This window comes from Paraburkholderia sp. GAS82, from assembly GCF_050436285.1.
Taxonomy (GTDB): domain Bacteria; phylum Pseudomonadota; class Gammaproteobacteria; order Burkholderiales; family Burkholderiaceae; genus Paraburkholderia; species Paraburkholderia phenazinium_B.
Genome location: NZ_JBNDLX010000012.1, coordinates 134348 through 146986, shown reverse-complemented (window position 1 = coordinate 146986; position 12639 = coordinate 134348). Strand labels below are relative to the sequence as shown.

The window sequence follows — 12639 nt, the reverse complement described above, 5'->3', positions numbered from 1 at the left end:
TTCGCAAAGACCAAGCTTAGTGGTGGTCGACGGCAGTCGCTATTTCACTGGTCTGCATCTCCCCTTCCTTGCTCAAAAACGTTTTGAAGGCTTGAGCGACGGGTGCGAGTTGCTTGTCCAGGCGGTGTACCACGTGCCACTTTTGCACTACCGGAAAGCCCGTGACGTCGAGTACCGCCAGCATGCCTGCCCGCAATTCGAGCGTAACCGTATGAGCAGAAAGGAAGCTGACGCCCATTCCCGACATCACCGCTTGCTTGATCGCTTCCGTGTTGCGGATTTCCATGGGCTCGCTCAACTGCACTTGACCGTCGAAACACTGTTGCATTGCATTCCACGTGTCCGAACCTTTCTCACGAACGATAAACCGCTCGCTACGCAGATCGGACAGGCGGATGTTTTCTTTTCCAGCAAGTGGATGACGCGGCGAAGCGACAATCAGAAACGCGTGCGGCGCGAACGGCGTACTCACGAATTTATGATCCGCTGGCGCGCCTACCATGATAGCGAGATCGATTCGATTCTCTTCCAGACGTCCAAGCAGCGCGTCGTGATTTTCCACGGTCAGATCCAGCTCGACCGCTTTGTTTCGTGCCGAGAATTCCGCCAGCAATCGCGGAAGAAAATACCCGCCGGTACTGATCACACCAATGCTAAGACTGCCTCCCGAGAGGCTTCTCATCTTTGCCAGGGTTTCCTCAGCTTCACGGAAACAGTGAATGATCGCGCGGCTATGGCGGAGCATTTCCTGACCAGCGGGTGTGAGGTAGATTTTTTTTCCAAGCTGCTCAAACAGCGATACGCCTGCATGTTCCTCAAGATGCTTGATCTGCGTCGAGACCGCCGGCGGCGACAGATTCAACTCGTTCGCCGCTCGGGAAAAACTCAGGCGGCGTGCGACAGTTTCAAAGGTCTTGAGTTGACGCAAAGTGGCATTCTTCACAGTGACCTGCACAAGGTTGAGGGTTCTACCGGGGATGCAGCCGTCTGCCGCGCGTCCCCCAGACAGGACGCACGGAGACGGCCTTAGATTAAACCGGCCCCGGAGCTAACGGGTATGACGTCAACATTGCAAGATTTTCATCTTGCATGCGATGCCGCGCGATTGCGCAAGCAACTCATACCTGCCAAAACCGAATTAAAACCCAAATCGACTCACCCCATCAGTTACACCTGTAACACAGCCCGTCTCGCATGCAATAGACCGGCAATCGGGGCCAGCGAAACTGTTACTCGACACCACTTGCAGCAGGCACACGCTTATGCAGCGAATTCTCAGCGCGGACTATGAACGGATCATCGGCAAGGTTCTCCGGGACACAGACCTCGAGTGAGTCCCGAACCATGCGCATACTTTTCGTTTCTCCACGGCATCCGGAGGCCAGCTGGTTGTATAAAGCCTTGCACGAAAGTACCCACAGCCTGTGCCGCACCCACGACGTGGTTCAGGGCGTGCGGCGGGCCATGCTGGAGTCGTTCGACGCGGTGATCCTGATGATCAACGACCCGGGCGTCTACTCTGAACTGGACTCGGCGCTAGCGAGGCTCTCGGCCGCCGCTCGTACTGCGATCCAGATCGTCATTCTCGCAGGGGCCACCGCTCAGGGGCGAACCGCAGCGTTACGCGCTGGCGCCGACGCCTGTTTTGCCCGGCCGTTCTCGTTCATCGAAATGCATGAACGTCTGCAGGCACTACACCGGGCCGCCCTGATACGCTCGCGTGGCGAACAGCAGGCCGTGATGCCGCTCCGGCTTGATTCCATGACTCGTGAACTGGTGAGTGGGGAGCGCCGCCTGCTCCTGACAAAGACCGAATACCTGTTACTCGAATGTCTAATGCGACAGGTCAATGTCCCCGTCCCTCACGAGCAGTTGATACGCTATGCGTGGCCCGGCAAAGACATTGTTACTTCCAGCAGTGTCAGTCCGTTAATCTGGCGATTGAGGTCCAAGCTGAAGACGCATGTGCCGCTGGTTCATATCAACACGGTGAACTGCTATGGCTATCAGCTAAGCGTCTTGCCGGGCTGAGGCGCCACTCACTGACTAAGGACTCGATGAAGCGTAAGCGCCAACTCGTCCGAACGCAGTGGTTTTCGTAGCAACGCCGCGACACCGGCGTTGGCCGCTTCGCTCTCGAGAAGCGGATTGCCGTAACCGCTGCAGAGAATAACCGGCAGCGTGTTCCGAATCGCGCGAATGCGGGCCGCCAGTTCAAGACCTGTCAGGTCAGGCATGGTCTGGTCCGTAACGATCACATCGAAGCGGTCCGGATCGTCTTCGAACGCCCGCAATGCAGCGGTACTGGATCGGAAGCCCACGGGTTCATAACCCAGTTCTGCCAACACCTCCTCGGCAAGCGTCACCAGCGCATCTTCGTCATCGACGATCAGCACCACCTGCCCCTCACCGCGGGGCAGCGTTTCGGCAATATCCTCGACGGCGGGCGGCGGCGCCGCAGTGACGGGAAGGTAAATATCGAATCGCGTGCCCTCCCCAACCACGCTGTGAACGTCAATGCCGCCGCCATACTCGCGCACAATTCCGTCGACAAGCGAAAGTCCGAGTCCGGTCCCCTCACCGGTCTTGCGTGTCGTAAAGAACGGATTGAACATGCGTCCGCGTACTTCATGCGGGATTCCTGTGCCGCTATCGCTAACGCTCAGCCTGACGAAATCACCAGGCCCTACGATTCCATCCGATAACGCTTTGGCAGATATCAGATGCTGATCTTCGAGTGTTACTGCTAGTGTGCCGCCCGCCGGCATCGCCAGGACCGCGTTGCTGCAAAGATTCATGACGACCTGGTGCAGGTGCGTGGCATCGCCAGCAACGTAGGTATCCTTGGCAGTGAGCCTGATATCGAGCTCGATGTTGTCGGGCAAGCGAGCCTTAAGCAACTCGATGGTCTCAGCGACTGCAAGCAAAACATCGACGGGAACGCGCGCGGCCATACCGCTTCGACTGAAGGTCAAGATACGCTCGACGAGCGCCCGCGCCCGGTTACCGGCATTCAGAACCTGCTGGACGTATCGACGCTCGTCGCTCCCGGCGGGCAACGAGTGGAAGGCCCGTTCCCCATAGCCGAGAATCGCGCCGAGAATATTATTGAAGTCGTGAGCAATGCCTCCTGCGAATGTACCCAACGCCTCGAGCTTCTGCGATTGCCTCAGTTGTTCCTCGAGCTGGTCGCGTTCGTGTTCGGCCTCACGGTGCGCGGTAATGTCTTCTACCGTCGCAATCAGCATGTCGTCGGTTTGCGGAAGATGGTGTTGCGAAGGCGGGCGATGAGCCGCAACGCTCGCCATGCCGACGTCAGCCCAAACCACGCGCCCATCCAGATGTGTGAAGCGGGTTTGAAAGCGGACCGTATCGTGCACGCCGGATAGCAGTCTGGCGACGTACTCGCGCGCCGAAGCGACGTCCTCGCGATACGTGATGTCGAACGCACCCACCTCTTCGAGCTGAGCCGCCGAGTAACCCACCATCCGCTGGAACGCTGGATTGGTCGCCACATAGCGGCCATCTGCGGTCAATACGACAACGCCCAGCGGCGCATTTTCGAATACCGCTCGCCAGCGGCGCTCGCTCGAACGAAGCCGATTGTTCACGTCCTCCAGACGGCGCATCTGGCGGATCAGCGCATAAGCAAGGAATGCGACGAAGGCAGAGATCGAGCCCGTGCGCACCACCGCATTGATCGAACTTGTGCGCCAGTCGGCCAAAGCGACCGACTTGTCACGTGAAACGACAACTAGCAGAGGGAACCCGGGAACCTGACGCGTCGCGGCAAGCGCGTCGGCGGGCAGCTTTCCTTGAGGCTCGGCGGCAAACTCGACGATTGGCGTGCCGCCATCGCGCAGCAGCCTGATAGCGGCCCCGTCGCCCAGGTCGATGCGTTTATAGAAGTCTCTAAAGTACTCCTCTTCGACGAGCGCACGCGCCACACCCGCGAACCGGCCCTCGCCGTCCTGCAGACGAATCGCTACGGCGAACGTCGGCGTTCCGTCAATGAGACTTTGCAACGGCTCGCTCACCACGACCGCCTCTCCGGACGATTTCCTCAAATCCTGGAAGTACTGACGATTGGCGATATTCGGACTCGAGTTCGCGGGTGGCACCGTCGTGGCAATACGGTTGCCGTTCTCGTCGGCGATCGTCACCTCGCGAATCTGTGGCAAGCCGTCGATCTGGCGCCTAAGGAAAGCAGCTTTCTCCGCAGGCGTTTCCACCTGGTTGCGCGGATCCCGCTCCCATACCGATGTGCGCCTCAGGATCAGCTCCACCTCCTGTAGCGAGCGGGCCGTCTGTTCGGCAAGCGCGCTCGCGAGGCTGGAGACTTCACGGTCATTGTCTGCGAGGGTCAAGCGGCGCGCCCGCCAGCTATCCCAGCCGGACGCCACACATACCAGCAATACGATCAGGCCTGCACCTATCGCGATGACCCAGTGCAGGTAGGGTCCGCTGATGACACGTCTTGTTGGCTCCGCCTCGGCCATGGTTCTCGCGATAGGGTGGACACTCACCGGACCTCAGCATCATGGAACAGCCCGCCAACCGCGGAAACCAGCTGCTCGCAGCTAAACGGCTTGGCCAGCACGCGGTCTACGCCGAGCTGTCGCGCCATCTCCGCGCCCGTCCCGGGTCCAGGCTGAAAATATCCGGAGACCGCTATGATATACGCGGTTGGAAAGCGGGCTTGCAATTGCTGCAACGCTTGCGCCGCGCCGACCTTTGGCGAGTTCAGGTCGGCGATGACGACTGCAAACGAGTGGCGTTCCTCGGTTCGCAGCGTGTGTAGCGCCTCGGAATCGCAGACAGCGTATCCGGCATCCGTCAGCCACAGCGAGACCAGTTCATGCATGAACGGATCTTCGTCCAGAACCAGAATGTCCTTTCCACGCGCCATGACGGATGCCCCATCATTGGTTGACCGGGGTAGCTTGAGTTACGGTAGTCCGGGCTATTTAAAGCGCGTGAAATTGCCGCGCTGTTTCTCTTTTGTGCCGTTCTATTACATTTGAAATGAAGCTTTGCGTTGCGCAGGCTACAGCGCAACGGAACTCAATTTTTCCACTGGTACGGCGAAGACGTAGCCGGCGCCCCGCTCGGTTTTGATAAATTGCGGCGTGGACGCGTCTTCCTCGATCTTGCGACGCAGACGCAGAATCTGCACATCGATGGAACGGTCGAAAACATCGTCGTACAGACGACTTGCTTCGAGCAACTGATCGCGTGACAAAACCCGCCCCGGTGCCGACAGAAACGCACTCAGCAGAGAGAACTCGCCATTCGTGAGTTCAATGCGTTCACCGGCTGGCGTCGTCAACTTTCTGGTGCCGATATTCAGTTCCCAACCGGCGAACCGATAGGCGCGAACGTCGAGTTGACGACCGATCAGGGTCTGAGATGCGGCTGTGCGGCGCAGGACCGTGCGGATTCGCGCGAGCAGTTCGCGCGGGCTGAATGGCTTGGTAACGTAGTCGTCGGCGCCTAGTTCGAGCGCCATGACGCGGTCCGCTTCGTCGAGCCTGCCGGACACGATGATGATGGGAAGCGAGGACTGGTCGCGCACTCGCCGGGCGATCTGCATGCCGTCTTCCCCCGGCATGCGCAAGTCGAGCACGATCAGATCGATCGCAAACTCTTTGAGAGCCGCAGCCATTTCCTTGCCATTCGCTGCTGCCGCAACCCGCATGTCGTTCTCGCGGAGATAGTCCGCAATCAGTGTTCTGATTGCGGGATCATCATCCACCACGAGAACGTGAGGAAGATTTTCATTGCTCATGCCTGGCGCTCCTATAACCGCCTGGATTATAGCGTGCAGGCCTTTCAGCAAGCTCTAGGTGAAACGCTCCATGGTCTCGTTAGCGAGGTCGAGAAAAGCCTGCACAACAGGATTGATGTGCTGCAATTGCGGACGCAAGGTAAAACCCCTGAACATCACATCTGGCGAAAACGGGCGGAATACGATCCGCTCCGGATTCGTGTCGAGCGTGGCAAGCGGGTTCACCACACCAATCCCGAGTCCGCGGGACACCATGGCGCAAATCGTCGCGCCGTACGGCGTTTCGATTGTCGGCACCTGGTTGACTTCTGCCTGACGCAGGGCACGATCGACCGCCGAGCGCGTATCGTCCGCATACGAGGACAGGACAAGACGCTCGCCCCTGAGGTCGCGCGCGTGAATACGCTTTTTGCCCGCAAGAGGGTGCCCGGCCGGCAACGCGCACACGCCGGCCAGGCGATACAACTCAGCGCTCGTCACACCGAATGCATCGGGCGTGGTGGTGGCAAAGCCGATGTCGCAATAGGCAGACGACGCCCAGCGCTGGATGGTCCCTTCACTACGCATTTCCAGTGCAACGGCGATGCGCGGATACGCCGCCAGAAAGCGCTCGATCACCATCGGCACAAACGACAGCGCGAGTACCGGCGCCGCCACGAGCCGCAGGCGGCCCGTGCCGAACTGCCGGATTTCGCGCGCGGAATTTACGAGCTTCTCCAGCCCCACGAAGCTTCGATCGACCTCGCGGTAAAACGCGCTTCCCGCATCGGTTGCCTGGATGCGCCCCCCGTTACGCGTGAACAGGGCGAGCCCCGTCGATTGCTCGAGCTCCGCAATCAGGCGGCTGATGCTCGGCTGCGACGTGCCCAGTTCTGCGGCCGCCGCCGTCATCGAACCACGCAGCATCACCAGCCGGAAGGCCTCGATTTGTCGCTGATTCATTGGATAGATCCCTCCGTTGAGCCTCGATCCGGCTCAGCATGCCATATCAAAATTGAATAGCAGACGTTTTTGGCCGTATTTGACTGGATGATCGACGCAAACCTAGACTGGTTCCTACGCTTGTCACTTCAAAGAGGCCATGCGACCCGACACCCTGCTCTTCCACGATGACTTCCGGCTTGCGCCCTACTGGTGGGACGCAGCGCCGCCCGAGACGGCACGCGAGCCGCTGCCGGATAGCGTCGACCTGGTGATCGTCGGCAGCGGCTACTGCGGCCTGTCTGCCGCCGGGCAAGCTGCGCGCGACGGCGCGAGCGTCGCGGTGCTCGATTCGGCCGAGATCGGCGCGGGAGGCAGCACCCGCAGCGGCGGGATGGTGTCGAGCGGACAGAAGCTCGCTTTGACCAATGCGATACGCGGGGTCTCCGCGGAGCGCCTCGTACGTCTGATGCGTGAATCGGCGGCGAGCTTCGAGTATCTGCAACGCCTGATTGCCGACGAAGCGCTAGACGCTGATTTGCAGATTACCGGCCGCTTCTTCGGTGCCTTCACAGAGCGGCATTTCGAACACCTGCGCAAACAAGGCGATCTGTTGCGCGAGAAAACCGGCGTCACGGTGCACCTCGTGTCGCGCGACGAGCAACGCTCGATCATTGGCTCGGACTACTACTACGGCGGCATTCTCGTCGACGAATATGGCGGCCTCCATACGGCCAAATACCATCGTGCCCTGCGCGGACTGGCCCGGCGCCGCGGCGCCAGCCTGCATTCGCACGCTGCAGTAGAACGAATCGAACGCAGTGGCGCGCATTTCCTCGTGCATACCGTACGTGGAAAAATCGAAGCAAGGCAGGTACTGGTGGCCACCAACGGCTATACGGGACGCTTGCTGCCGTTCGTCTCGCGGCGTGTCTTGCCCGTCGCCAGTTATCAGATCGCGACTGACGCTCTGCCGGCGGGCCTGATGGACGCGCTCAACCCGGGACGCCGAATGATTAGTGATTCGAAGCGAAATCTATTCTATACACGTCCCTCGCCGGACGGCACCCGGATGATCTTCGGCTCGCGGCCGGCGATCCGCGAAGTGGACGAGCGCGCAGCCGCGAGGCTCCTCTACGCCAAGCTGATCCAGCTCTGGCCGGCGCTGCGCGACGTGCGCATTACGCATGCATGGAAAGGCTACGTTGCGATGACCGGCGACAAGCTCGCGCATATCGGCGTGCACGACGGCATTCATTACGCACTCGGCTGCAACGGCAACGGCGTCGCGTTGATGAGTTATCTGGGGCAGCGCACTGCGCGGCACATCCTTGGCTTCGACGCCGCCCCAGGCGCGTTCGGCGAAGGCGAGTTTCCGCTTAGCGTGGCGGGCATGGCGAGCCGATGGACGGTGCCGGTCGGCACCGCGCTCTACAAGCTCGACGATCTCTGGAACGGTCGCGCACGCGCCACCCTCTCCTGAAACAGACCTGGACATTGCGTTGACTTCTTTGTAATACCCTTCAATCGGTGGTCCTTTCGACGGAGCAAACATCATGCGCTTTCGCCACTTTCTGCGTCTCATTGCGATAGTCGTTCCTCTTTCATTCGCGGCGCTCACCCAGGCGCATGCCGAGGATGTGGGCACCCTGACACCCGGCAAGCTCGTCGCCGGCGTGGATGCAAACAACAAGCCCTACTCGTATATCGACGACGGCAAGATGACCGGCTTCGACGTCGAATTGCTGCGCGCCATTGCGGCAAAACTCGGCCTCACCGCGGACTTTCGTGCGCAAGACTTTAGCGGCCTGTTGCCAAGCGTAGCGAACCAGCAGATCGATCTTGCTGCCGGCTCGATTTCGATCACTAAAGACCGCCTGAAGATGGTCGATTTCTCCGAGGGCTACCTGACGGGTCTGCTAAGCGTCGCGACCTTGCCTGGCAGTCCGATCACGAGTGACCCAGCCTCGGTAAAGGACAAACGGATCGGAGTCGTGCAGGGCACCATCGAGGATACGTATTCGGATAGCTACCTGCCCGGTGCGCAAATCGTGCGCTTTCCGAATCTGAATGCAGGCTTCCTGTCGCTACGCTCCAAGTATATTGACGGCTACTTCGTCGACAAGACGCTCGTCGAAGGTCTACAAGGCAAGTATCCGCAGATGAACATCGCCGACAAGCTCGATATCTCGGCGGTCAATCTGCCCGCCGGCTTTCCGGTGCGCAAGGGTAACGCCAAGCTCGAAGCGGCCTTGAACAAGACCATTGACGAACTCGTTGCCGATGGCACCTGGCTTAAGCTATACCTGCAGTTCCATCCGGGCTATCCGAAGCCGGCCAATCTGCCGCCGTATGCAATGAAGACCGGCAGTTAGCCGGGCCGTAGCCGCGACGCAACCGGGCGGCGTCTAACGCGCCGCCGACGCTCAAAACAGGAGCGCGCCATGAATGCCTTTTTGCAGAACTTTCTCGACTGGCCGTTGTTGATCGGGTCGCTGCCTTCATTGCTCTGCACCGGCCTCGTCAATACGCTCGTGCTGTCGCTGTTTTCGACGGTACTGGGCATTATGGCGGGCATGGTGCTCGCGCTGATGGCGGTCTCACACACGCGCTGGCTGATGTTGCCGGCGCAGATCTTCATCGACGTGTTTCGGGGCCTGCCGGCCGCGCTGGTCATCCTGCTCGTAGGCCAGGGGCTGGCTCCGGTCGGGCTTGCGATCTTCGGTCCAAACCCTTATCCGCTCGCCATCGTTGCGCTCGGCCTGATTTCGTCGGCCTACATTGCGGAGATTTTCCGCTCGGGCATTCAAAGCGTGGGACGTGGGCAATTGTCCGCCTGCCAGGCACTTGGCATGACCTATTGGAGCAGCATGCGGCATGTGATCGTGCCGCAAGGCATTCGCCGTATCTTGCCGGCGCTTGCCAACCAGTTCATTTCGATCGTCAAGGACTCGAGTCTCGTCTATTTTCTCGGCCTGCTGACCTCGCAGCGCGATCTGTTCACCATTGGGCAGAACACCTCGGTCAATACTGCGAATCTTTCGCCGCTAGTCGCGGCCGGTGTCGTGTATCTGCTGATCACGGTACCGCTCACGCATGCAATCAATCATATCGACCGTTGGACCAATCGCCATGCCAATCCACGGCAAGGCGGTAAAGCACGGGGCACCATGCTCATGACGCGAAGGCAGCGTAGATCTGTCCAGGCATCGGCAAGCGAGGCCGCCGTCGCCGAAACACGTCACTAAACACAATCTCTATCTATTGGGCAGCAACCTATATGGGACCACAAGTCGAGACTGTCGCTAGCGATACCACGCCGCCGGCTGAAGTCGATGTCGTCGTGATCGGCGGCGGGATTATCGGCGTGAGCACCGCGCTCTACCTGAGCGAAAAGGGCTTACGGGTAGCGCTCTGCGAGAAGGGGCATATCGCGGGAGAACAGTCGAGCCGCAACTGGGGCTGGGTGCGTGTCACTCATCGCGACATGCGTGAATTCGAACTGAGCATTGAAAGCCTGAAACTATGGCGCGGCCTGGACCGTGCCCTTGGAATCGAGACCGGCTTCAACCAATGCGGCATTCTCTATATGACCGAGGATGAAAAGGTCATGGAGGGTCATCGCACGTGGCTCGCGAATGCACGCGCGCTCGCAGGGGATGCGTTCGATACGCTCGAGGTCGATTCGAAGGCAGTCGCCTCGTTACTTCCTGGCGCGGCGAAATCGTTTAGAGGCGGCTTATACACACCGGGCGATGCCCGCGCCGAACCACAACGCGCTGCACCGGCGATCGCCAATGCTTTGCGTAAGCGCGGCGTGAAGATTCTGACGCCCTGCGCAGCACGCGGTATCGAAACGAGTGGTGGGCGCGTCAGCGCGGTGGTGACCGAGCACGGCACGATCCGCTGCCAGAGTGTCGTCGTGGCTGGCGGTGCGTGGTCGCGGCTCTTCTGCGGCAATCTGGATGTCGATGTGCCTCAATTGCTGGTGCGTGCCTCAGTACTACGAACCGATCCGCTGGAAGGTGGCCCGACCACCAGCGCAAGCAACAAGCAGTTCGCGTTCCGCAAGCGGGCGGACGGTGGATATACCGTGGCCTATGGATTCCGTACCTACACCGACCTCACGCCCGATTGCTTTCGCCTGTTCTTCAAGTACCTCGAAGCATTGAAAAGCCAGCTGGGCGCATTGCGGATCGGGATCGGCGCGCGCTTCTTCGACGAGCTGCGACGCCCCCGGCATTGGGCGCTCGATCAGACTTCGGTGTTCGAACATGTCCGCACGCTCGATCCGGAACCCATCGTCCGCTACGTCGATGCGGGACTGCACGAGTTCATCAAGGTGTTCCCGCAGTTTAGTCACGCACGTATCGCGCAGCGTTGGGCGGGCTATATGGACGTTACACCCGACGCCATTCCGGTGATCTCGGGGGTCGACAAGGTACCCGGGCTGTTTATCGGCACCGGCTTTTCGGGTCACGGCTTCGGCATCGGTCCGGCTGCGGGAAAGCTGATGGCCGACCTCGTGGCAAACGATGCGCCACTGGTCAATCCCCACGCGTTTCGTTTGAACCGCTTTAGCGACGGCACGAAAATCGTCATCGATGCAGGTTTCTAGGGAGGATCATATGCAGAAGGTAGCGATGATTTCCGGCGCGAGCCGCGGTATCGGCCGGGAAATAGCGGACGAACTGGACCGGCGCGGTTATCTGTTGTCGCTGGGCGTGCGCAACCCCGCGGGGTTCAACGACAGCTACGCCGACAGCCTCGTCTTCGGGTACGAAGCGCGTGATCCGGAAGCGGGACGTCGTTGGGTCGATGCCACTATCGAACGGTTCGGCGGCATTAACGTGCTAATCAGCAACGCTGGAATCTGCAAGCCCATCAGTCTCGAAGACGGCACGGACGAGCTGCTCGAAGAGACCCTTGATATCAACGTCAAGGCACCGTTTCGGCTGATTCAGGCAGCGTTGCCGCATTTGCGCCGTGCAGGCAATGCGCGCGTCATACAGATTGCGTCGCTGTCGGGCAAACGCGTGAAGAACCTCAATGCGGGCTACCAGATGTCGAAGCACGCGATCATCGCGCTCAATCACGCGGTACGGCGCGCCGGTTGGGACGACGGAATCCGCGCTACCGCGATTTGCCCAGGGTTCGTCAATACGGAAATGGCAGCCGGTATTGCAGATCTGCCGCCTGAGGCAATGACACAGCCGGACGATATCGCGCGTCTCGTTGCCAACACAATAGAAATGCCCAACTCGGCGAGCGTCGCCGAGATTCTGGTCAATTGCCGTCATGAGGATTTGTTTTAGCGCAGCGCAACATTTCGAGCCGAAAGATGGTCGATGCTAAAACGTGACAATGCTGTGACGCAACAGACAGGTCGCATTAGGCCCTTTAATCGTGCCTCTTATGCAGTTCCTAAACTGGCGCTTTTGCAGCGTCCAATTAAGTCAGTTTAATCGCGTGCAACGAGATTGTTGACGCGTCCCTCGCCTGTCACAAGGCAACTCGACAGGAAATTCTGCCCTTGTCCGCTGGAAGCCGCGTCGGAGAAACCCTTATCCATTGCGCCCAGTCTGACCAGCTCAGCGCCTTTCGCGCAGGAGATCGAGCCCTCTTCACCAGCCTGCGCATGGGTTAATGCCCGGCCTGCGGTCAAATACGCAAGGAGCATCAGTACTGCAATATTAAATACGCGTCTCATGGTTTGCCTCCTCTGACGAGAAGACTAGCGCGAACCATGCTCACACGATGTTAGGGGTTTCCCGATCAGCGTTAAGCCGATAATCAGTCAATAAGGACCCCGCACTTTGCTGCTTACGGGTTTTCCCTTTGTCAAAATGACATAGGACATGCTGCGGTGCATTATCGTGCGGCGCAGCAATTCAAAGATGCGTGGAGGTCCCTTAAGAGCGTGGGTGGTT

General features: G+C 59.6%; 12 protein-coding genes. 6 read left to right on the top strand and 6 right to left on the bottom strand.

Going from position 1 to position 12639, the window contains the following annotated elements; all coding sequences use genetic code 11:
- Positions 1-16: 16 nt before the first annotated feature.
- A complete protein-coding gene (locus P3T17_RS31490) occupies positions 17-943 on the bottom strand; it encodes a LysR family transcriptional regulator (RefSeq protein ID WP_429410569.1) in 927 nt (308 codons plus the stop codon).
- Between the two features lie 446 nt (positions 944-1389).
- On the opposite strand from P3T17_RS31490, the gene P3T17_RS31485 reads away from it, so the two are divergent.
- Complete coding sequence (locus P3T17_RS31485) at positions 1390-2031, top strand: response regulator transcription factor (RefSeq protein WP_429410567.1); 642 nt, start codon at positions 1390-1392, stop codon at positions 2029-2031.
- Positions 2032-2039: 8 nt separating this feature from the next.
- Here the strand turns inward: P3T17_RS31485 and P3T17_RS31480 are convergent, their stop codons facing one another.
- The 4 genes from P3T17_RS31480 to P3T17_RS31465 all read right to left on the bottom strand — a co-directional run bounded on the left by P3T17_RS31480 (position 2040) and on the right by P3T17_RS31465 (position 6730).
- Positions 2040-4526 (bottom strand): ATP-binding protein, encoded by a 2487-nt coding sequence (locus P3T17_RS31480; RefSeq protein ID WP_429410565.1) that lies wholly within the window; start codon positions 4524-4526, stop codon positions 2040-2042.
- Positions 4523-4909: a response regulator gene (locus tag P3T17_RS31475; RefSeq protein WP_074267402.1), complete on the bottom strand. Its 387-nt coding sequence runs from the start codon at positions 4907-4909 to the stop codon at positions 4523-4525. Before P3T17_RS31475 ends, P3T17_RS31480 begins: the two co-directional genes overlap by 4 nt.
- Positions 4910-5047: 138 nt before the next feature.
- A complete protein-coding gene (locus P3T17_RS31470) occupies positions 5048-5788 on the bottom strand; it encodes a response regulator (protein WP_074267401.1) in 741 nt (246 codons plus the stop codon).
- A 54-nt stretch (positions 5789-5842) separates the two neighbouring features.
- A complete protein-coding gene (locus P3T17_RS31465; protein WP_074267400.1) occupies positions 5843-6730 on the bottom strand; it encodes a LysR substrate-binding domain-containing protein in 888 nt (295 codons plus the stop codon).
- Positions 6731-6869: 139 nt separating this feature from the next.
- Between P3T17_RS31465 and P3T17_RS31460 the strand changes: the two genes are divergently transcribed.
- The 5 genes from P3T17_RS31460 (at position 6870) to P3T17_RS31440 (ending at position 12024) form a co-directional block, all read left to right on the top strand.
- A complete protein-coding gene (locus P3T17_RS31460; protein WP_429410562.1) occupies positions 6870-8192 on the top strand; it encodes an NAD(P)/FAD-dependent oxidoreductase in 1323 nt (440 codons plus the stop codon).
- Positions 8193-8265: 73 nt separating this feature from the next.
- Complete coding sequence (locus P3T17_RS31455) at positions 8266-9084, top strand: substrate-binding periplasmic protein (protein ID WP_074267398.1); 819 nt, start codon at positions 8266-8268, stop codon at positions 9082-9084.
- Positions 9085-9153: 69 nt separating this feature from the next.
- Positions 9154-9957: an amino acid ABC transporter permease gene (locus tag P3T17_RS31450; protein ID WP_429410560.1), complete on the top strand. Its 804-nt coding sequence runs from the start codon at positions 9154-9156 to the stop codon at positions 9955-9957.
- Positions 9958-9989: 32 nt separating this feature from the next.
- Entirely contained in the window at positions 9990-11327 is a 1338-nt protein-coding gene (locus tag P3T17_RS31445) for an NAD(P)/FAD-dependent oxidoreductase (RefSeq protein WP_074267396.1), read from the top strand.
- 10 nt (positions 11328-11337) lie between these two features.
- On the top strand, positions 11338-12024 hold the full coding sequence (locus P3T17_RS31440) for an SDR family NAD(P)-dependent oxidoreductase (protein WP_429410558.1): 687 nt from the start codon (positions 11338-11340) through the stop codon (positions 12022-12024).
- A gap of 146 nt (positions 12025-12170) precedes the next feature.
- Here P3T17_RS31440 and P3T17_RS31435 read toward each other — a convergent pair whose 3' ends face one another.
- The gene (locus P3T17_RS31435; RefSeq protein WP_074267394.1) at positions 12171-12419 is read right to left on the bottom strand and encodes a hypothetical protein; all 249 of its coding nucleotides are present in this window, start codon (positions 12417-12419) and stop codon (positions 12171-12173) included.
- Between the last annotated feature and the right edge of the window lie 220 nt (positions 12420-12639).

Coding starts and splice junctions, on each gene's coding strand:
- P3T17_RS31475 (WP_074267402.1), bottom strand. CDS start 4,909: ATGGCGCGTGGAAAGGACATTCTGGTTCTGGACGAAGATCCGTTCATG.
- P3T17_RS31470 (WP_074267401.1), bottom strand. CDS start 5,788: ATGAGCAATGAAAATCTTCCTCACGTTCTCGTGGTGGATGATGATCCC.
- P3T17_RS31465 (WP_074267400.1), bottom strand. CDS start 6,730: ATGAATCAGCGACAAATCGAGGCCTTCCGGCTGGTGATGCTGCGTGGT.
- P3T17_RS31460 (WP_429410562.1), top strand. CDS start 6,870: ATGCGACCCGACACCCTGCTCTTCCACGATGACTTCCGGCTTGCGCCC.
- P3T17_RS31455 (WP_074267398.1), top strand. CDS start 8,266: ATGCGCTTTCGCCACTTTCTGCGTCTCATTGCGATAGTCGTTCCTCTT.
- P3T17_RS31450 (WP_429410560.1), top strand. CDS start 9,154: ATGAATGCCTTTTTGCAGAACTTTCTCGACTGGCCGTTGTTGATCGGG.
- P3T17_RS31445 (WP_074267396.1), top strand. CDS start 9,990: ATGGGACCACAAGTCGAGACTGTCGCTAGCGATACCACGCCGCCGGCT.
- P3T17_RS31440 (WP_429410558.1), top strand. CDS start 11,338: ATGCAGAAGGTAGCGATGATTTCCGGCGCGAGCCGCGGTATCGGCCGG.
- P3T17_RS31435 (WP_074267394.1), bottom strand. CDS start 12,419: ATGAGACGCGTATTTAATATTGCAGTACTGATGCTCCTTGCGTATTTG.